This is a genomic window from Maridesulfovibrio sp. (assembly GCF_965230075.1).
Lineage (GTDB): Bacteria > Desulfobacterota > Desulfovibrionia > Desulfovibrionales > Desulfovibrionaceae > Maridesulfovibrio.
Window position 1 is genome coordinate 4,262,687 of sequence record NZ_OZ245945.1, and the last position, 20,888, is coordinate 4,283,574.

At 49.9% G+C, this 20,888-nt stretch carries 18 protein-coding genes and 1 tRNA gene; 9 read left to right on the top strand and 10 right to left on the bottom strand.

Annotation, left to right across the window (positions count from 1 at the left end; genetic code table 11):
• Positions 1-15: 15 nt before the first annotated feature.
• The 6 genes from radA to ACO05Z_RS19230 form a co-directional block, all read right to left on the bottom strand.
• A complete protein-coding gene (gene radA, locus ACO05Z_RS19205; RefSeq protein ID WP_421903802.1) occupies positions 16-1,335 on the bottom strand; it encodes a DNA repair protein RadA in 1,320 nt (439 codons plus the stop codon).
• A 95-nt stretch (positions 1,336-1,430) separates the two neighbouring features.
• Complete coding sequence (locus ACO05Z_RS19210; RefSeq protein ID WP_421903803.1) at positions 1,431-2,879, bottom strand: DUF3426 domain-containing protein; 1,449 nt, start codon at positions 2,877-2,879, stop codon at positions 1,431-1,433.
• A gap of 75 nt (positions 2,880-2,954) precedes the next feature.
• Positions 2,955-3,479 carry a hypoxanthine phosphoribosyltransferase gene (hpt, locus tag ACO05Z_RS19215; RefSeq protein WP_421903804.1) on the bottom strand — a complete coding sequence of 175 codons (525 nt, stop codon included), beginning with the start codon at positions 3,477-3,479 and terminating at the stop codon, positions 2,955-2,957.
• 15 nt (positions 3,480-3,494) lie between these two features.
• The gene (locus ACO05Z_RS19220) at positions 3,495-3,956 is read right to left on the bottom strand and encodes an N-acetyltransferase (protein ID WP_421903805.1); all 462 of its coding nucleotides are present in this window, start codon (positions 3,954-3,956) and stop codon (positions 3,495-3,497) included.
• Between the two features lie 6 nt (positions 3,957-3,962).
• The gene (locus ACO05Z_RS19225; RefSeq protein WP_421903806.1) at positions 3,963-4,448 is read right to left on the bottom strand and encodes a TlpA family protein disulfide reductase; all 486 of its coding nucleotides are present in this window, start codon (positions 4,446-4,448) and stop codon (positions 3,963-3,965) included.
• Between the two features lie 90 nt (positions 4,449-4,538).
• Entirely contained in the window at positions 4,539-6,956 is a 2,418-nt protein-coding gene (locus ACO05Z_RS19230) for a homocysteine S-methyltransferase family protein (protein WP_421903807.1), read from the bottom strand.
• Positions 6,957-7,198: 242 nt separating this feature from the next.
• Between ACO05Z_RS19230 and ACO05Z_RS19235 the strand changes: the two genes are divergently transcribed.
• From ACO05Z_RS19235 to tkt, 8 genes are all read left to right on the top strand, one after another.
• Complete coding sequence (locus tag ACO05Z_RS19235) at positions 7,199-8,167, top strand: sigma-70 family RNA polymerase sigma factor (RefSeq protein WP_421903808.1); 969 nt, start codon at positions 7,199-7,201, stop codon at positions 8,165-8,167.
• Entirely contained in the window at positions 8,160-8,948 is a 789-nt protein-coding gene (locus ACO05Z_RS19240) for a hypothetical protein (RefSeq protein ID WP_421903809.1), read from the top strand. The genes ACO05Z_RS19235 and ACO05Z_RS19240 overlap by 8 nt, the downstream gene beginning before the upstream one ends.
• Complete coding sequence (locus tag ACO05Z_RS19245; RefSeq protein WP_421903810.1) at positions 8,945-10,696, top strand: tetratricopeptide repeat protein; 1,752 nt, start codon at positions 8,945-8,947, stop codon at positions 10,694-10,696. The genes ACO05Z_RS19240 and ACO05Z_RS19245 overlap by 4 nt, the downstream gene beginning before the upstream one ends.
• A complete protein-coding gene (locus ACO05Z_RS19250) occupies positions 10,693-11,487 on the top strand; it encodes a hypothetical protein (protein WP_421903811.1) in 795 nt (264 codons plus the stop codon). Before ACO05Z_RS19245 ends, ACO05Z_RS19250 begins: the two co-directional genes overlap by 4 nt.
• Positions 11,488-11,517: 30 nt before the next feature.
• Positions 11,518-11,841: a hypothetical protein gene (locus ACO05Z_RS19255; protein WP_421903812.1), complete on the top strand. Its 324-nt coding sequence runs from the start codon at positions 11,518-11,520 to the stop codon at positions 11,839-11,841.
• Between the two features lie 23 nt (positions 11,842-11,864).
• A tRNA-Tyr gene (locus ACO05Z_RS19260) sits at positions 11,865-11,949 on the top strand.
• A gap of 164 nt (positions 11,950-12,113) precedes the next feature.
• Complete coding sequence (gene rpiB, locus ACO05Z_RS19265; protein ID WP_421903813.1) at positions 12,114-12,545, top strand: ribose 5-phosphate isomerase B; 432 nt, start codon at positions 12,114-12,116, stop codon at positions 12,543-12,545.
• A 137-nt stretch (positions 12,546-12,682) separates the two neighbouring features.
• On the top strand, positions 12,683-14,662 hold the full coding sequence (gene tkt / locus ACO05Z_RS19270) for a transketolase (RefSeq protein ID WP_421903814.1): 1,980 nt from the start codon (positions 12,683-12,685) through the stop codon (positions 14,660-14,662).
• Between the two features lie 174 nt (positions 14,663-14,836).
• On the opposite strand, the gene ACO05Z_RS19275 is transcribed toward tkt, so the two are convergent.
• From ACO05Z_RS19275 to ACO05Z_RS19290, 4 genes are all read right to left on the bottom strand, one after another.
• Positions 14,837-15,484 (bottom strand): class I SAM-dependent methyltransferase, encoded by a 648-nt coding sequence (locus ACO05Z_RS19275; RefSeq protein ID WP_421903815.1) that lies wholly within the window; start codon positions 15,482-15,484, stop codon positions 14,837-14,839.
• Between the two features lie 132 nt (positions 15,485-15,616).
• The gene (locus ACO05Z_RS19280; protein ID WP_421903816.1) at positions 15,617-15,898 is read right to left on the bottom strand and encodes a BC1872 family protein; all 282 of its coding nucleotides are present in this window, start codon (positions 15,896-15,898) and stop codon (positions 15,617-15,619) included.
• A gap of 153 nt (positions 15,899-16,051) precedes the next feature.
• The gene (locus ACO05Z_RS19285; RefSeq protein WP_421903817.1) at positions 16,052-16,270 is read right to left on the bottom strand and encodes a YtxH domain-containing protein; all 219 of its coding nucleotides are present in this window, start codon (positions 16,268-16,270) and stop codon (positions 16,052-16,054) included.
• Between the two features lie 148 nt (positions 16,271-16,418).
• A complete protein-coding gene (locus ACO05Z_RS19290) occupies positions 16,419-20,108 on the bottom strand; it encodes a DUF748 domain-containing protein (protein WP_421903818.1) in 3,690 nt (1,229 codons plus the stop codon).
• Positions 20,109-20,287: 179 nt separating this feature from the next.
• On the opposite strand from ACO05Z_RS19290, the gene ACO05Z_RS19295 reads away from it, so the two are divergent.
• Positions 20,288-20,878: a DUF4390 domain-containing protein gene (locus ACO05Z_RS19295; RefSeq protein ID WP_421903819.1), complete on the top strand. Its 591-nt coding sequence runs from the start codon at positions 20,288-20,290 to the stop codon at positions 20,876-20,878.
• Positions 20,879-20,888 lie beyond the last annotated feature (10 nt).

A 20,888-nucleotide genomic window follows, 5' to 3' on the forward strand; every position in this document is an offset into this window, starting at 1 on the left:
ATTTTCCTAAATTACTTATTCAGGACCAAACAACTTTGCCTGCAATTCATCCAGTGTGCGACAAGTAGTGGACTGGAAAATGGGTCCGTAGCCAAGCCGCTCAGCCTGCTTGAGTCTTGTTTCACCGCCTGATGCTGGCCGGATACGCCCGTTCAGGTCCACCTCACCCCAGAACACTGCTCCGGGCTGCAAGGGACGGTCATAAAATGAAGACAGCACTGCTGCCACAACACCCAGATCAAGTCCGGGATCACGCATGGCCAGGCCGCCGCCGATCTTGGCATAAATATCCAGCTGACCCAAGTTCAAATTTAGACGTTTTTCCAGAACAGCCAGAATCAGGTTCAACCTGTTGGTATCAAAGCCCAATGCTGTACGGCGTGGAATGGAAAGCACCGTCCGGCTGGCAAGGGCCTGCACTTCAACAGCAAAAGGCTTATGCCCATCCATGGCCATGACCACAGCTGCGCCGGAACATGAATCATCCCGGTCGCCGAGAAAAAGAGTAGACGGATCTTCCACAATTTCCATACCGGTTTGCCGCATGGAAAAAACCACCAGTTCATCACTGGGACCAAATCTGTTCTTGAGCACCCGCATGATGCGCATCATGTGCTTGCGGTCACCCTCAAGGTACAGCACAGTATCTACCATATGTTCCAGTAGCTTCGGCCCGGCAATCTGCCCATCCTTAGTCACATGGCCCACGATAACCAGCGTGGTGCTGGTCTTCTTGGCCGCTTCAACAAGTTCTGAAGAAACAGCACGTACCTGACTGACGCTGCCCGGTATGCCGTCTGTACGAGGCGAGGTCAAAGTCTGCACTGAGTCAATAATCATCAGGTCCGGTTTTTCCGGGGCCTCCAGAATGGACAACGCTTCTTCCGCATTGGTGGATGCCACAGCCAGCAGTCCGGACTGCAATACTCCCAAACGATCAGCCCTACCCCGGATCTGGGCCAGAGATTCCTCACCGGAAAAGTAAACCGCCTTATTGCCCATGCGGCACTGCTCCGCAGCCAGCTGCAACAGCAAGGTAGATTTACCAATACCCGGTTCACCGCCCACAAGCACGGCACCGCCGGGAACAAACCCCTTACCCAGAACCGTATCGAGGGGCTTAAAACCCGTAGAACGGGCTTCGGTCTGCTCAACAGGGATGTCCGCCAGCGCAACAGCAAGCGAATCCGCAGGAGCGTGGGTCACACCGCCCTTGCGGCGCACAACAACCTTCTCCTGCAAAGTGTTCCACTCGCCGCAACGAGGACACTGGCCCTGCCATTTCAGCGCCTGCGCACCGCAATTAGTACAAACAAAAACGTCTTTAGTTTTCACTGGGATGCCCTAAATTAAATTCACATATAAAAAGGCGGGAGATTTAGCCTTAAAAGCAAATCTCCCGCCATTAACTACATTCCTAAAAGGCAAAACTATTTCTTAGGCGGATTCTTGGCGTCTACAACGTTGATGACATACTCTTTAACTGCGGGCGAGGGCTTGAAGAAAACGACCATAAAAGGCGTATCCATACCCGGCTTGAGCAGTGTGTTGTTGGAGAGTATGCCGACCTTGGAGCCAAGTCCGGCATCGATTTCTTCTTTGGACTGCACTTCCAACTGAAACAAGGAAAGGGTATTTCCGCAAAGCAGACGTTTGGAATCAAGCACCTGTCCCTTGTCATCGAAAAGCTGCGCTTCAACTTCGATCAGCTCTTTGGGCTGGCTGAAGTTGTTAACAACTTTACCTTCGATGATAAACAGCTGTCCGGCCTTGTCATTATTGACATAGAACTGGCGCAAATCCTTAAAAGAGAATTTACTGAACCGCTTGGAAGGCGGCTCATTGGAATCCGCGGTTCCGGCATCGTCAGAAGCGACAAAGGGGATACTGAAAGGCAGGCTTTCCCAAAGCTTGAGATACCATGCAGCCCCGGCACCACCAGCAAAAAGGATCAAAATGACCAAAGTAATAATCAATCCTTTTTTACCTTTCTTCTTACCTTCTTTCCTGGACGGGGGAGTGTCGAGGTCGTCGTCGAGGTCAAATCCGGCTATTTCACCATCATCAAGGGAAAGACCGTCATCCTCATCCAAATCATCCTCGGAGAAATCCTCTTCTTCGAAGTCTTCATCAGCCTCAAAATCTTCTGAGAACTCTTCCTCTTCGAAAGTCCCGTCATCTTCCTCAATCTCTTCGTCATCATCGAAAAGATTGTCTTCGGAAAGATCAGCACCGTCATCGTCATCGCCGAAAAGGTCGTCATCGTCGAAGAGGTCATCGCTTTCCTCTTCGGCTTCTGCGCCTTCGGCGGGCGCGGCAACTTCTTCGGCTTCGTCATCATCGCTGCCAAATAGCTCATCGTCTATATCAAAGTCATCTTCTTCCGCAGGTGCTTCCTCAGCGGCAGGCTCTGCAAAAGGGTCATCGTCGTCAAAAAGGTCGGCTCCGATTTCAGCATCATCGGAATTATCGTCAGAACCGAAAAGATCATCTTCAAGGTCATCAGAATCATCCGCAGCAGGCGCTTCATCCGACCCATCAGCTCCAATATCACCGAACGGATCATCACCCAGTTCATCGCCCAATTCATCAGCAGCCTCATCAAAGAGGTCATCATCAAAATCTGGTTCAGGCTCCGGCTCTGGTTCGGGTTCTGGCTGAGGCTCGGGTTCAGGCTTGGGTTCCGGTTTCGGTTCCGGTGCAGGTTTGGACTGCTCCTCTTCAAGCATGGACTCAACTTCATCCTCCGGCTCGGGAGCGGGAGGAGTTACCTTAAAAATATTTCCGCATTTGGAGCATTTAACCTTAGCTCCGCTTGCCGGAATCTTACTTTCCGGTAAATTGAATTTGGTCTCGCAATTTGAACACGTAATAATCATGGACCACTATACCTGCCATTGAATAGGTTTAACCGACTCTATTTATTACAACTTTAAGAACAAATAGCCTAAAATCTAGGCATTCTCAAGTTCATACACTGCACTTAAATACCTGTATTTTTCAGCATAGTCCATTCCGTATCCCACAAGAAAGCCATGGTCGAGAACGAAACCGGGAAATTCAACTTCCAGATCAATCTCACGACGCTCTCTTTTATCAATCAGAGCACAGGTTTTCACGCTCAGCGGGTTACGTTTTTCAAACACATGCTTAAGAAACTCAACAGAGTGTCCGGTATCAACGATATCTTCGATGATCAGTACATGCTTGTCTGCAATGGATACTTCGAGATCCTTGGAAAAATTCATGTTTCCGGTACGGCTGGTTCCCGCTCCGTAGCTGGAGAGACGTACGAAATCAATTTCAGGATCAGAAGAAAGGGCACGGGTGATATCCGCAAAAAAGAGGTATGCACCTTTGAGTACGCAGACGCAGACCAGAGGTTCCTGACCGTAGGTTTCGGATATTTCCTTACCCAGCACTTTGATTCTTTCAGCAATTATTTCTTTGGAATAAACTTCTTTGAGGCTATGGCCCATGACAGTTTTCCTTATTTATTTCAGTTTCATGATCATTGGAATTTCATCACAATCCGGGAACTGGGGACAGTTAATACAATCGGCCCAGATCTTCTGGGGCAAGACATGCTTATCTGTCTCCACAAAACCAAGCTTTGCAAAGAATTTCTCAATATTAGTCAATACAAATACGTCGCAAACACCCAGTTCACGCGCTTCCTGAATACAGGCTTCCACCATCTGTGCTCCCAGATTGGAGCCCCGTGCTTCAGGCACAACAACCAAAGACCGCACTTCTGCCAGACAATCCCAGCTTATGGCAAGTGCACAACAGCCGATTATTTTGCCGTCTTCATCTTCGGCTACAAAAAAATCACGCAAATGTCCGTAAATAGAGTTCAAAGGCCGGGGCAAAACCATAGCGTCTCTTGTCCGGTCCTTGATGATGGTATGGATATCCTTGGCATCCCCCATCGAGGCTTTTCTTATCTTAACCATCCGCGTCTACCGATCCTTTAACATCTTATTTATATATCTTTCAAACATGGCCCCGGGATAGCTTCCTTCCTTATCAAAAACCCGCTGGCCCGCAGGATCGTACATCATGGTTCTGGGGATAGACTGAATTCTGAAAGCAGGACCAACATCCTCGGCTGCAAAGTAAACCGGATAGTTGAACTTCTCGCCCTTAAGCATAAATTCGTCCACAGCATTACTGTCCTGATCAACAGAAACACTGATCATTACCAGATCATCGTCAGAGAATTTCTTGCGCAACTCAATAAGTTCAGGAATCTCCGCACGGCAGGGAGGACACCATGTGGCCCAAAAGTTGACCAGCACAACCTTGCCTTTATTCTTGGCAATAATATCCTGAACACCCTGAGCATTGATAGTATCGACACCCTCTGCGGTCTCAGCCTTGTTACACCCGGCAGCGAGCACGAGCAGCAGAGCAATCAATATGCTTATTTTATTAAATATCTTCATATATTTCCTCAAGTAGAACCTAAAATTCAGGAAGTTATAAACATTCCACTAGCAGATTCCATGGAATAATTCAAAAATCCGCACCCTGCCTTACTGCAACAGGTTCTTGGCGACCTTTACGGCAGCCACGGCATCGGTGGACCAGCCGTCAGCGCCGATGGATTCACAAAACCCGCCGGTAATTACCGCACCGCCGATCATGACCTTGATGTCGAGGTTACGTTCTTTAATCAGATTGATAGTGTCTTCCATGCGGATCATAGTGGTGGTCATCAGTGCGGAAAGGCCTACAATCTTGGCCTCATGCTCTTCAGCAGCATCAACAATAGTCTCAGCGGGAACATCCTTGCCGAGATCAATTACATTGTAGCCGTGGTTCTTGAGCATCAGACAGACAATGTTCTTACCAATGTCATGAATATCCCCTTCAACGGTTGCCATGATGATGGTAGCTTTTTCCTCCACATCACCGGAAGCTTCAAGCAATGGCTTAAGCTTTTCAAAACCCTTCTGCAGGGTTTCAGCGGACTGCAGGAGCTGGGGCAGGAAGTATTCCTTGCGCTCGTATTTTTCACCAACTTCCATGATCGCCGGAATGAGATCTTCGTTGACCATTTCAAAAGGTGCGCGTCCGCCTTCAAGGTCACGCTCCACAAGGGCGACGATGGAACCGCGGTCGCCTTTTACTACTGCATCAAAAAGGTTGTCCGCGCCGTTTTTTTCATCTTTCTTGCCTCCAGCTGCACCGGTATGTCCGCCGTCGCCGGAAGGTGTCCAATCAGCATAACGCTCAATATACTGCTCAGCCTGCGGGTCGCGGCAGAGCATAACTTCGTTGGCGTAGAGTGCTTCACGCAGACGCACCGAATTGGGGTTGGAGATAAACGCAGCCATGCCCTGCCCCTGACAAAGGGTCAGGAAGCTGGAGTTGAGCAGTTCGCGAGCCGGAAGACCGAAAGAAATATTGGAGAGACCCAGCACTGTGGGCAGATTCCATTCTTCACGGCAGTACTTGATGAAATCAAGACAATGGCGGGCAGCCATGGGCTTGGAGGATACAGTCAGAGCCAGCGCATCGACCATGATCAACCTGCGCGGAATACCGATTTCATCGGCCTGCCTGAGCAGCTCGGAAACAACCTCCACCTTTTCTTCACAGGTGATGGGCAGCTTACTTCCTACAATAGGAAGCAGGATAAACGGCGCACCGAACTTCTTGCACAGGGGGCCAAGGCGCTCCATACGTCCGGGTTCACCACTGATGGAATTGACCAACGGAGAGCCGGGGTATTCCCAAAGGGCCGCTTCAACCGCATCAGCGTTAGTGGAATCAATGGAAAGCGGAACGGAATGCTGGGCGAAAATTTCCTTGACCAGAGCAGGCAGAGTTTCGACTTCGTCAACCATGGGCGCGCCAACGTTTACGTCCAGAACCGGAGCACCTACAGCAATCTGCTCTTCGGCAAATTTCATAGCTTCGGTGAACTGCCCTTTCTGGAGTTCTGCGATAAGCTGCTTCTTCCCGGTGGGGTTGATGCGCTCACCGATGATGACACCGCGCTGTTCAAAACCGATCTTAACGGACTGAGCACGGGAGGTCAGCACCATCTGGCAATCTTCCTGCGGCAGGGGACGTTTCCACTTGGCACCGTCTACTGCGTTGCGCAGGGCACGAATATGGTCCGGTCCGGTTCCACAGCAACCGCCGATAAATTTAGCACCAACGTCCACAAACTTGGCGGACTGTTCGGCAAAAGGTTCGGGCTGGAGGCGGAAAACAGTGTTGCGGTTCTCATCCAACTCGGGCAGCCCGGCATTGGCCTCCACCAGCAGGGGAGAGGAAAGGCGGGGTTGCATGTTTTCCAGCACTTCCAGAATCTGCTCTGGTCCGGCGGAACAGTTGGTTCCCATGAGTTCAACACCCATGTTCTGCATGGTATCGATAAAAGTAGCCGGAGGTGTTCCGGTCAGGCAGGCGGCCGGGGATTCAAAGGTCATGGACAGGGCCACGGGCAGGTCACAGACTTCACGGGCGGCAATAACCACAGCCCGTGCTTCAGCAAGATCAAAGTGGGTTTCACCGAGGATCAGGTCAACGCCACCTTCTACAAGGCCGGTAATCTGTTCTTTGTAAATCTCGACCATCTCTTTGAAAGTCATTTCACCCAATGGCTGAACAAAATGTCCGGTGGGTCCGACACTACCGCCGACAAAAACATTATCCCCGGCAACAGAACGGGCAATGAGAGCCATTTCGCGGTTCAAGCCGATGACATCCACGTCAGCGCCGAGCTTGGGCCTGCTGCCGCCGAAGGTGTTGGTGGTCAGCACATTGGCTCCGGCATCAACATAATCTTTATGTACGGATTTGATTACATCCGGACGTTCCAGTCCCCACATCTCGGGTGACATGCCTGCGGGCAGGCCGCGGCTCTGCAAAAATGTTCCGTAACCACCGTCAAAGAAGTATATTTTATCGTCACTGAGGGCTTTGCGAAAATCAGGCATGTCAAACGCTCCACATTTAAATTTAAATATCAGCAGAAAAGCTGATTATCTGGTTTGCTTTTTAATGAATTCTTGTCGTGTATCTTTTGAAAGGAAGGTATAATGGGTAAAAAAACGCTTCTACTTAAAAACATTGAAAAGGACAAATAAAAACTATACCCTTACAAGTTACAGATAAGAACTTTTGTTTACAATAAAATATTCAAATAATTTCACTCGAACAGGGAAATATAAACCGGGCAATGTCATCAAAAGAAGAACCCTTAGAGCTTGAACCTGTTGAAAATGAAGAGGTAAAAGTACCACCCAAGGACGACTTCCTGCCTACGCCGCGAGCCAAGGGCGAAGTCGCTACCAAGGACCCTCTTCACTTGTATCTGCAGGAAATCAGCCGCTTTCCCCTGCTGGAGCCGGATGAAGAATTCCAGCTTGCCAAACAGGTACAGGAAAATGGAGACCAGCAGGCGGCCTTCAGGCTTGTATCCTCACATCTCAGGCTGGTGGTTAAGATCGCCATGGACTTCCAGCGCCGCTGGATGCAGAATGTGCTCGACCTTATTCAGGAAGGCAACGTGGGCCTGATGAAGGCCGTAAACAAATTTGATCCCGATAAGGGAATCAAATTTTCATACTATGCAGCCTTCTGGATTAAGGCCTATATCCTGAAATATATTATGGATAACTGGCGCATGGTTAAAATCGGAACCACCCAGACCCAGCGCAAACTTTTTTACAACTTGAACAAGGAACGCCAGAGATTACAGGCTCTCGGCTTTGATCCGACCACCTCCGAGCTTTCAAAAAAACTGAATGTCAGCGAAGAGGAAATTACTGAAATGGACCAGCGTCTGGCCAAGAACGATCTCTCCCTGAACCTCAAGTTCGGTGAGGACTCCGAGGCCACACGCATGGATTTTCTGCCTGATCTTGGCCCCGGGGTCGAAGAAACCCTTGCCAACAAGGAGATTTCCACATTACTGCTTGACCAGCTCAGGACAATTGTTCCAAATCTCAACGAAAAGGAACAAGTAATCCTGAACGACCGCCTTCTCTCCGATTCCCCCAGAACACTGCGGGAGATCGGTGAAGAGTTCGGGGTAACGAGGGAAAGAGTTCGCCAGATTGAAGCAAGACTGCTAAAAAAATTGAGGGAACATCTGGCTGAATCAGTTAAAGACTTTTCACAGGACTGGATACCTGAAAATGAATAAGCTGCTTACCGATCTTAAGAAAGAAGCAAAGGCTATGGCTTCGGCCCTGCCTGTACCGGTTTTTTATCGTGACCTGGAAACCCAGATAGAATTTGCAAGGGACATGTTTTTTGATCACCCGCTGATCATCAGGTTGCAGGAAGATGTCCTGCCCTTTCTTTATGATGAATATGCCCACGGCATCTACCATTCCAAAAAGGTAGCCATCGAAGCCGGAGCCATCATCCTTAAAGAGGGAGATGACATGGACGGTGACCGCGTCCGCGAGCTGGTCCTGCTGGCCCAATTCGGCGGCCTGCTCCACGACTGCTGCCGCCTTGATGAAAACCACGCCATCCGCGGTTCTGAAACTTCAAAGGTGATCCTCAACAATTATCCCCTTTCCGAGCGCAGCAAAGAACTCATTGCCGAGTCAATTGCCCGTCATGAAGCCTTCAAACCGGAAAAGCCCATTGAGAACGATCCAGAGCTGGCTCTCTTAAGTGGTGCTCTTTATGACGCGGACAAATTCCGCTGGGGACCGGACAACTTCTCCACCACCCTCTGGGAAATCTGTGATTACGAAGACTGGACAGTTGAAGAAATCATTGAAAAATTCCCCAAGGGACTGGAGATAATCAAGTCCATTGAATCCACCTTCCGTACTGAAACCGGAAAGGAATACGGACCGGAAATGATCGCACAGGGCATTAACATCGGCTCCGCAATCTACGAAAAGCTGGTCGAATACTCCAAAGATCCCAAATACCTCCCCCAGGAAGAACCTGAAAGGCTTTTATGATACAAACTACCGGCTCATCACGCTGCCCGCTGAAGGCTGTTGCTGTAACAGCCCTTCTGGTCCTGCTCATGCTGCAGGGCTGTGCAACTAAGAACACTGCCCAACCCGAGTTTCAGCTCCCGCTGAGCCCGGAAGCGCAGTTAACATACGATTATCTGGTCTACATGGATTACCGCACCCGGCTGGGACAAGCCATGAGCGGACTGAAAACTCCCCAGAAAATCAACGAAGTTGCCAAGCTGCAAAAGGAAGCTTTGACCGTTTTAAACCGGATCATTGCAGTTGAGCCGCAGGAAAAGCTTTATCTGGATAAGTTCGCCCTATATTGGACTTCACAGCAGATTGATGAAGCAAGAGCCACCCTCAAGGAGGCTCTTGCCAAATACCCCGACAGCCGGGACCTCAATATCAGCCTTGCCAACACCTATCTGGTGGACAACCGTAATGCTGATGCCGAAGCCGTGCTCAAGGAATACCTGCTCAAGAAACCGGACGATCTGGTAGTCACCGGACATCTGGCCCGCATCTACCTTGAACAGAAAAAATTCGCGCAGGCCCTTGATATCCTCAAGGTCATCCCCAAGGATAAGCGGACCGCGCAGATTCATTATTTGCACGCCAAAGCAAGCGCCGGACTGGGGCTTACCCGTCAGGCCATCCGCAGTCTGAACAGAGCAGTTGAGGCCAAACCGGATTTCATTGAAGCATGGGGCGAACTGGCCTACATGCATGAGCTGGAAAAGGATTACGATTCCGCGGAACAAATCTACACCAAGATGCTCGAGTTCCCGGATGTATCCAATCATATCCGGCTGCGGCTAATGGAACTCTGCCTTAAGCTTAATAATCCTGAACGGGCATTACAGCTGGCCATTGAAGGTCCCCGCAACAAAGCATTTCTACTGGAAGCGGCCCAGCTATTCATCAGCGGTAAATTCTATGGGCAGGCTTCCATCCTGCTGGATCTTTTTGCCCAGCAGAAAACCATCCCCGACTCCTACTATTTCTTCAAGGCATCCATAGCCTATGAAGGGGAAGATGATCCGGCCAAGGCTCTGGGTTATCTGAATAAAATTTCTTCACAAAGCGAACATTATGACCGCAGCCTGCAATTCAGGGCTCACCTGCTCATGGATCTGAAACGCAACAAGGAAGCACTTGAAGTCATCAGAAAAGGTGAGGAAAAGTTCCCTGAGGCAGTCAATTTCTATCTTTTGGAAGCAGGATTACACTCAGAAGCCGGCGACAGCAAAGCCGCCAAGGATGCCCTGCTGCGCGGCAATACAAATGTTCCCGGCCATCCGCAGCTTCTTTTCCAGCTCGGAGTTATGGAAGAACAGGCAGGCAATCTGGACCAGACCCTGAAATACATGGAACAGATCATCTCCAGCTTCCCGGACCATGCCGATGCACTCAATTTCGTGGGTTATATCCTTGCAGACCGCAATGAACAGCTCGACCGGGCCATGGTCCTGATCAGCAGAGCCAACAGACTGGAGCCGGACAACGGCTACATCCTCGACTCACTGGCCTGGGTCAACTACCGCATGGGCAACTTTGAAGAAGCTTGGAAGATAATCAAGCGGGCCGTATCCTTAAGACCCGAGCAGTCAGAACTCTGGGATCATTACGGAGATATCGCCTCCGCACTGGGCAAGGAAAAATCCGCAGCCAAGGGCTACCGCAAGGCTCTGGAACTGAATCCGAAAAACGCTGATCAGATCCGCAGGAAATTGGAAGAACTATGATTTCCAGCTCCGGCCGCATGGCCCTGATTCTGCTGGTCCTGCTTATTGCACTCGGCGGATGCACCCACCGTTCCGCATTTAATGGCAACACCGAAAACATCTACAATACCTTCCGCAGTGCCTATGGCAATTGCAACGCCACAGGCCTCCGGGCCAAGGCCAGCCTCTACTATACTTCAAAAGGATCAGGACACCGCACCACAATGTCACTCTGGGGTGATTATGCATCCCCCCTGCGACTGGATGTGCGTGCTGGTATCGGGGCCTACATCGCCCATATCCGCGAAGATAATTCAGGACTGACAGCGTTCTACCCTGACCAGAAAACAGCATACTCTCATTCTTCTCCGGTCCGCGCAGTCCAAATACTGGGCCTGCCTTTTCCCTTCTCCCTGAAAGACCTTGCAGGACTCATCTCCGGCTGTTATCCCAACCTGATACCAAAATCATACGACACCGCAGCTCCTGAAAACGGGAACCTGCGTTTTACCTTTGACAACGGACCCGTCAGTTCAATCGTGCTGACGGAACAGGGAAACCCGGTAGAAATATCGGGACGGGGCGAAATTCCATGGCGCATGGAGTTGTCTTCATATGAAGAGGATAGTTCAGGCAAACTGCTGCCAAACAAAATCGCCGTATACACAGAACTGGGAGATAAGGCCCTGCTGCGTATAAAGTCCCGGACCTTCACGGCAAAACCGTGGCAGGCAAAGGCGCTTGAGCTCAAGCTGCCCGGGGGGTCCAAGGAAATCCGTCTTGACCAGAACGGGTATGTCAGAATCGATTAAAAAGTTAAGCTTTTCATAACGGAGGGAAGTATGAGCGGGCAGGATTTTAATTCTAATGAAAAAAGTAGTGGACTTCTTGAAAACTTTAAACTAGGTCTCGATGTCTGGCTGGCGGAGATGAAAGGAATCGTTTCCAGATTGCTTGGAAACTTCGAAGTCTGCCAGTTGAAAAAACGTCTTGAGAAAGAATACGCGCTTCTTGGAAAACTGACCACAGAAGATGTTGACGGGAACGCAGAACTGTGTAAAAAGCAGATCGAATTTTTCAAAGATGAAATCAGCAGGCTTGAAAAAGAGCAGGCTGCCAAGCGCGATGTAAAATATCGCGACAATGAACGAAAAATGGATATCTAACCGGTATCGGTTTCATATAGAGTGGTGGGGTTCCCGAGTGGCCAAAGGGAACAGACTGTAAATCTGTCGGCAACGCCTTCGGAGGTTCGAATCCTCCCCCCACCACCACTTTGAATCCGCGGTTGATTCCAAATAAACCAAAAGTACAGGGTGTTACAAACAGAGTTGAGCACGGCCTGATAAACATAGTTCTGCGGGAAAGATCTCGACAGAACTGTTTTTTTGTTGTGCTTATGGCTGTTTTCTACACATCCTGCGCGGGAGATCTGGATATGGCCGGTAAAGTTGTAATCGGTTCGGACCACGGGGGCTTCACCCTCAAAGCATTCGCCATCAAACTGCTCAGCGACATGGGCTATGATGTAATTGATGCCGGACCTGAAGAAGCTGTCAGCTGCGACTATCCTGTTTACGCCGAAAAAGTGGCCGAGTTGGTAACCGGGGAAAAGATTCCCGGCATCCTGATCTGCGGAACCGGACTGGGAATGTCCATGGCTGCTAATAAAATCAAGGGCATCCGCGCTGCCATGTGTACCAATGAGTACATGGCCAAGATGGCCCGTGCGCACAACAACGCGAACATTCTCTGCCTCGGTGAACGAGTGATCGGGCCCGGACTGGCAGAAGAAATCATCCGCGCCTTCATGACTTCCGAGTTTGAAGGTGATCGGCACCTGCGCAGAATCAATCTTTTCGATAAATAGTAGAAATCCCGTCAGCATAATTGCAGGCGGGATTCTTTAATTTATAACATTAGACAGCATTCTCCAGGGAAGTGGGGAGCTTAGGCTTCTAGCTTGAATGCTGAATAAAATATCATCACTTAATAGGGGACTCAAAAATGAGTAACAACCAGTTGGACCAGAAAGCGGTCAACGTTGTAAAAGGTTTGATCATGGACTCCATCCGCAAGGCCAATTCCGGCCACCCCGGCGGTTCCATGTCTTCCGCGGACTTTGCATACGTCCTGTACAAGGACTTCCTTAAATTCGATCCCAGCAATCCCGAGTGGGCTGACCGTGACCGTTTCGTAATGGCTGCAGGTCACGAATCCCCGCTGCTCTACTCCATCCTGCACCTCTGCGGATTCCTGACCATCGAAGACCTCAAGCAGTTCCGCCAGCTGGATTCCATCACCCCCGGCCACCCCGAACACGACATGACCCCCGGCGTTGAAGCCACTTCCGGCCCACTCGGTCAGGGTTTCTGCGTCGGTGTAGGTATGGCTACCGCTGAAGCTTTCCTCAACGCCAATACCAACGATGACGTTGTAGACCACTACACCTACGTTCTCTCCTCCGACGGCGACTTTCAGGAGCCTGTAGCACTCGGTGCTGCTACCCTCGCCGGACTCTGGGGACTTGGCAAACTCATCGTTTACTACGATTCAAACGACATCCAGCTCGCAGGCCCCACCAGCAAGTGCGACTGCACTGACTTCAAAAAAGTTTTCGAAGCCATGTGCTGGCACGTTGTGGAAATCGATGGTCACGACCACGAAGCTATCCGCGAAGCAGTGAAAGCTGGTCAGGCTGAAACCGGACGCCCGACCCTGATCATCGGTAAAACCGTAATGGCGAAAGGTGCCGCTACCTGCGAAGGCAGCCACTCTACCCACGGTTCTCCGCTTTCCCACGAAGAAATCGAAGCAACCAAGAAGTGCTTCGGTCTTCCTGAAAAAGAAACTTTCTACGTACCCGAAGATGTTGTTGAACATTTTCAGGCTCGTTTCCCCGATCTCAAAGCACTGGCCGCCCAGTGGAAAGAGAAATCCGACGCAGCACTCGCTGCTGACGAAGCTATCGCTGCTTTCTGGGCACAGGCCAACACCCCTCGCGGCGAGATCAAGCTCGAACTGCCTGAATTCGAAGCAGGTCAGTCCATTGCCACCCGTAAGGCATGGGGCGCTTGCCTCGACGCCATCACCGACGCTCTGCCCACTCTCGTGGGTGGTTCTGCGGACCTCGATCCCTCCAACCAGACTGCGAACTTCCGCAAAAAGGTTGGTGACTTTGCAATCGACGGCAAAACCGCACGTAACCTCGCTTTCGGTGTCCGTGAATTCCCCATGTCCGTTATCCTCAACGGTATGGCTCTGCACGGCGGCGTAATCCCCTTCGGCGCAACCTTCCTGACCTTCTCCGACTACTGCCGTAACGGTATGCGCATGTCTGCACTGCAGCACCTGCCGGTCATCTACATCTACACCCACGATTCTTTCTACGTAGGTGAAGACGGCCCCACCCACCAGCCCATCGAGCACGTAGCATCCCTGCGCCTCATCCCGAACATGCTGGTGCTTCGTCCCGCAGATGCACGCGAAACTGCAGCCTGCCTCAAAATCGCCATGGCCGAGGACAAACGTCCGTCCTCCCTCATGCTCACCCGTCAGGGACTGCCCGTCCTCGGTAAAGATGAGTACCCGCAGGTAGAAGAAGGGGTTAAGCGCGGCGGTTACATCGTAAAAGATTGCGAAGGCACCCCGGACATGATCGCTATCGCAGCTGGTTCTGAAGTCTCCATGGCTATCGAAGCCGCTTCCATGATTGAAGGCAAAAAGATCCGCGTGGTCTCCATGCCCTCTGTGGAAATCTTCGAAGAGCAGGATCAGGAATACAAGGATTCCGTACTTGATCCCAACGTACGCACCCGCGTGGCAGCAGAAGCAGGCCGCCCCGAAGGCTGGTACAAATACGTGGGCATGGACGGAGCAGTACTCGGCATCGACCACTTCGGCGCATCCGCACCCGCAGGTCAGCTGGCAGAAAAATACGGCTTCACCGCCGCTAACTTCGCCGAGCTGATGAAGAAACAGTTCTAGTAGCTGATTCGAATAGCTAAAAATTCAAAATCCCCCCGGAACGGTCGTTCCGGGGGGATTTTTACTTATGAACTATTCTCAGGAAGAATAAACAAGAACGCTTCTGGTAGCTATGAAGGACTCAAAAAAAGCCAGCCTCGTTTGAGGCTGGCTCATAAAATTAAAACTTAACGACTAAAAGGGTGCTATCGGCATATTCAAAGCATGCTTCTTATGCAAAACGCTAATTGAAACACGCTCGTTAGGCTCAGCGTCATACGCCTCCATACGATGGGAAAACGGGGTTAAACTGACCAAACTAAAAGATGGATGCCATTCGAACATACTTCTAAAAGAAACCTTAGTGCTATAAATTCCATCTTTATGTGAATAAGGATTCTGGTAAGGAAAAGGCGGCTCAAAATCGATTATGACCAAAAAACCTCCGTCAGCTAAAACCCTGTCGGCTTCATAGGCAATCTTGAAGTAATCCTCAACATCACAAAGATACAGGCAGAACCCAAAAACAACTACATCAAATTTCCCAGACTCATAAGGCAGATCATCAGCTGTGCCCTGAGTCAATGTAAGTGAGCTGTTTCCATAATTTTTTGCATCAAGAGATGGATCGATGCCGTAAAATGAACACTCGGGAAAACTCTGAGACAAAAAGTTTAATCTATAGCAAGAACCACATCCCACTTCCAAAACATTTGAAGGAGACACTTCGGTTAGCAATTCTTTCAACTTACGATCAACCAGCAAAGGTCTTTCAGGAGCAACATTCCTGTGACACCATGCATCACCTTCGCCTTCTAAAAAAATATCTTTCTGCTTCTTCATTGCGCTTCAAACCATGCATTAAAATTTAACAATTAACAGCTGAGCATTAACCTGAAAAAGTACTCTTCACAACCCTACAAAAAAAACCATAAAACACCACTATCTGCGCAAAAGATTGATTCTCCACCAAACCTACCCCACAATCGCATCCGCCACAGCAACACAAACAGCCAAAGCCGCATGATCACTCTGCCCTGAGAATTCTTTCCCATCTTTGATGAGAGTTGCACGCCAATCGGTTTCAGTCATGCTGCCCCGGCTTAAATCTTCCAGCTGAAATTTCCAGCCCTCTTCTTCCATCTTCTCGGTAATCTTAAGAGCCTCGTGAATATCTTCCATGGCCCCCTCGGGCATTGCATCGCCGAGCTTTTCTTTGAGCAGTGCTTCCAGACTTTCGTATGTATATTCAGCCATTTTTATTTCCTCCAAAGGGTACGGTTATTCGAAAGACTCAATGAAGCACTGAACCAAGCACAAGTCAATTTTCATACCCTGCGCAAAAGAAAACCACCGAACCAAACAGCCCGGCGGTTTAAATCGCAAATTAACTAACTCAACAAGCGAAGACTAATTATCCATAGCTTCCTTGGCCTTGTCTTTGGCGTCCTCGTAGGCGTCCTTAGCCTGATCGCTCATGTCATCCATCTTATCTTTGGCATCTTCCATAGCCTGATCAAACTTTTTGCCCAGTTTCTCAGCACTACCGTCATCGCTGTCGCAACCGGAAACAACAGCCATAGCCATTATCAGACAAAGCACAAAAATTACTTTTTTCATCCAACTCATACGATACCTCCGAATATATTTCATAATTTTCACACCCCCTGCGGCGAAGCCTTAATAAAAGGTTTTGGGATTCTTAAACCATTTTGCAGAAGGGTTTAAGCCGCCGGAGGCAAAATCCATTTATCAAAAAGCGCGTTGCGCAACAAAACTATTGCAACCCAAGCTCAACACGCGGCCCAGTTCCCTTTCCGGTGGCGGACATTCCTTTAAGGAACACCCTTTCCGGTGCAATACCGGACTGCTCAACTAGGAAGGTACGTACCATTTCTGACCTGCGCCGTGCGAGATCAGCCAGTTGCGTATCGGTAATCTTGATGTGATCCCGCAGGGCCTTTTCCATATCCGGTACGGGCTGAGCCACTACGATACCGAGGAAGTTGGTCGGCCTTTCGAAGGTAGCATCCTTGTAAGCTGCTTCCAGATATTCAGGATACTCTTCCTCAGTCACCACAACTTCGTCAACAGACTTGGGTGCATTCTCATCGCCTTCAAGCTCAAGAAACTTGGGCATGGCTACCTGCCTGCGGAACTCAGTCTCTTCCATGGCCGGAATATCCTCCGGCGCTGTAAATCCACTGATCTCCAGCTTAAGCCCCGGACGATCAGCCATGGCCTTGGCAACAGACTCAATCTTGGACTGTTCGCCTTCCTTGAAGCCGTCCTTGCCTGCTTCAAAGGCCATGACATCCATATCCTCGCCACCGCCGACCAGCGCACCGATCAGGGCGAAAGGCGAAGTTACGGCCTTAACCAGCAGGTTGACGATGGCCCGCCCGATGACCTTGCCCAGCCTGAATTGAGGATCGGAAAGGTCACCTTCTACCGGGATATCCAACCGGATATTGCCGCTGCTATCCCTGAGCAAAGCCAGCCCTAGACCGATAGGAATATTCGGCGCATCGGGATTATCCACCTTGTCGCCGACCTCAAACTGGTAAATGTCAAAAACGTTATCCACAGCTATCAACTTGCCACGCAGCTTCACACCTACGTCGGAACTAAGCATTCCGGTACTGACCGGATAGGCGATAAATTTCTCAGTGTAAGGCGAAAGCTGGGTCATATCCAGATTGGCAAGGGAAATAGTGATATCCGTATCAGCCCCTTCGGTTGTGGGCTGCAGAAAACCTTCAGCCACCAGCGGAGACTGTCGGTCCAAAGTGGCATTAAAAGAAAGGTCAGTGCGCTCACCATGGGGCAATTCCAGACCGCGCACGGCAGAACGCATCTTGGTGATGTCCAACTCAAATGCCGGGGAGACAACGTAATCTTTGAAGGTCACCGTGCCGTTGGTCATGAAAATTTTATCTATGAAGATATTATTCTCTTCCTTTTCTGCGACAGTGGGTTCCTTGAGTTCAGCTACCCCGTCAGCTGGAGCGATACCTTCCGCCTGCGCCACTTCAGCTTTTTCCGCCGCAATTTCGGCCTGCTCTTCCACTGCCTTTTCATCCACAGGTTCGGCACGCTTTCCAGTCAGCATACGCGCAAGGTTAAATGTGCCATCCTGCTCCCGTTCAAGGTTAGCCTGAGGAGCTAGCACGGCAATGGAACCGACCTTGACCTTGAGCGGAGCGGAACGGAAATCTATCCCACGCACAGCCAAATCATCGAGATGGAAAAATTGCTTGTTGCCCTGATTGTCGCGGATGAGCAGGTCCTTAAGCTGGACCTTGCCTGTGTATCCGGCAACAGGCTCGTTTACCGCTGAGAAATCCCAATTACCATGTACATCTATGTGTCCGCGGGCAATATTCATCTGCATCTGCGACGGCAGGTAGCCGTTGAAATCACGCAACCGCAATTTGCGGACCAGCACACTGCCCTTCCCCTTCAGGGATTGCGGACCGGCCTGTCCGTTTATTTTAATAGAACCGCGCTTGTTGATAAGAGCGGAAAGATTCAGCGCAAGGGGCTTTTCTTCCGGATAGGTCAACCCGTTAAGCCCGATTTTAATGTCACTGATATTGGTGACGGTCTTCTTGGTGGCTGCCCGGTCTGTGAATTCAAACCCGGAATCCACAAGCTGAAACCTGTTCAGGGCCACCTTCCACGGCTCACCCTCCGCATCAGCAGACTCTGCTGATTCTTCCTGCTGCTTAACCAGAACGCCTACATTCGTAGCCTTGGCATTCTTCTGATGCTGTTCAATCTGCTTGAGCAGATCAATGCCCTTTTTATCGCGCATAAGCCGGATCAGAAGCTTATTAAGGTCAATGGAGTCGATGAGCACGGATTTTTCTTGCAAGTCCACAGTACCGTTACTCATGGCAAATCCGCCAAGACCAATTAGGGTCTTGCCGCCGCCCTTGGGCTGGAGCTTAAGCCCATCAACATTGACCCGGATATTTTCCAGCCGCACGGAAGTACCATTCTGGAGACCCAGCTGAAAATCACTACCCAGCCCGACCTTACCCTCGGCAACATCCAAAGGCAGGGGATCGTCCAAATAAACATGGTAGTCGGGGATATCCAAATCCTCCAAGGCCATGGAACCGTTCACGGACAGGGGAACAGCAGACAATCCGCCCTGACCGCTGATGATCTCGGTAGCATTGGAACCGATGCGGAAATCCCAGCTCCCGGCTGCATTCTCCGCAGTGCTCACATTCCCGGCATGGACCATAATCGGCCCGATCTTCTTGTTGAAGCCCTTGCCGAAAGCATTGTCGGTGAAATCCACCATCCCGTTATCAAGCCTGAAATCCTTAACCAATGCAGCTAAGGCGGGACCGCCTTCAGCCTTGATTCCGTCTTCAACTTTCTTGGACTCCTCCCCGGCCTCAATGGAAGGAGCAAGGTAATCAAGTAGGTCCGGACTACCGTCTTCCTTGAGCCCGACCTTAAGATAAGGATCACTCAAACGGATGGATGAAATCTTCAGTATACGTTGTAGGATACGAACTTCCTCTATCTCTACATCAAGGTCTTTAAATTTAAGTAGAGAATCTCCTTTTCTAGCTGCAAGATCAAAATTGGTAATATTGGCTTTACCACTGATCTGCACCCTCGGCAGGATGGAATCCCCGCGCTCAAAAGCAAGAACCAGATCAGAGCTGAGACTACCGCTCTTAAGTTCGGTAGTTTCGTAGATAGGCAGGTAAGGCCAATATTCAGCCAACTGAGCATTTTTTAAAGAAAAGTCGAACTCGGTCTTCAAGCTCTGGTTAAAAGGCAGGGTATGCCCTTTCATGGCAAAAGGAGTGTCGTTAACAACCATGTTCAGGGTCGGCTGAACCTGCTTCTCGTTATCCCGGGTCAGAGATGAGGTAAAAGGAATGAAAAGATCAAGACCGGAAATTTCATGCTGCACATCGCGGACCTTATCGTAAACACGGCAGGTTCCATTGGTTACGTCCAGATCGCGAAGAATAAAGGGGAAAAGACTTTTTTCTTCTTCAGCACCTTCGGGTTGTTCTTCAACATCCCCTTGCGGAATAAGGTCTGAAATACTGCTTCCGCCCCGGAAGATGGAAACATCAACCAACGGGTCCTCAATTCCAATATGATCCAGAATCAGAGACAGCCGAAACAAGGAAAACGAATCGAAGTTGAGATCAAAAACCTTGAAAGCGAACAGGTTTCCTTCACCTTCTTTTTTGCTGATCTCAAAGCCATATACCTTGAGATGCAGGGTATACGGATTCAGCTCGACCCGTTCAATACGCACCTCCCTGTTCAGCACAGGGGGAAGCTTGGCGAGCGCAACTTTCTTAATGGTGAAGGGAATGAGAAAAAAACCGATGAGGGTATACAGAATGAACAGTCCGGCAACAATCACCCCGACCTTACCCGGCCGATTCAACCTGTTCCAATGTGTGCGTATCTTTTTGAGCATCTGATTATATGACCTCCGCTATAACTCCGATCTAACTTTTATATACCATTATGATTTGAAAAGACAGTTTCATATCAAATGTAACACTCTGCAATCATGGTGTTGAACAAATGATTGGCGGCTGGTACGTTAAGCCCGGAAACGGGAGGAAAATATTTCTAATGAAAGCGGAAACATCAATGATAAAAACAGCTCAGCAAACTTGTTCACTCTCCAATAGCTGGAGAGTGCTGCTCCTATGGCTGGGCATATTCACCCTTTTCCTTCCGGTTGCCGCACAGGCCAGCTCCCTGCAACTCAAGAACATGGTCCTTGATAATCAGGCTGGTTCCATCATGGCCCGCTTCGGAATTGAACTTGCCGCCGATACTCAGGTGGAAGATGCCCTGCAAAACGGCATGAAGCTCAAGCTTGTTTGTGAGGCTTCCCTTTATGAACACAAAAATGTCTGGCTGGACTCAAAGGTCGCAGGCAAAACATACATCAGCAAACTCTACTTCGACTCCCTCTCCAATGAATTTGTGCTGGAAAAGCCCGGAGCCCAGATTTTTAAAAACAAAAGCCTGTCCATCCTTTTACGCGAAGAATGGAAAAGCTTTGTCCTTGATTTAGGCCCATGGTCCACACTCAAGCGAGGGGAACGATACAACCTGCGCCTGAAAGTACGTCTCGACCGCACAGAAGTCCCGGCATGGCTTAAAAATACCCTCTTTTTCTGGTCTTGGGACATAATTCCAGCCGCCACCTACCAGCTGGATTTCACCTACTGATTTCAGGGCC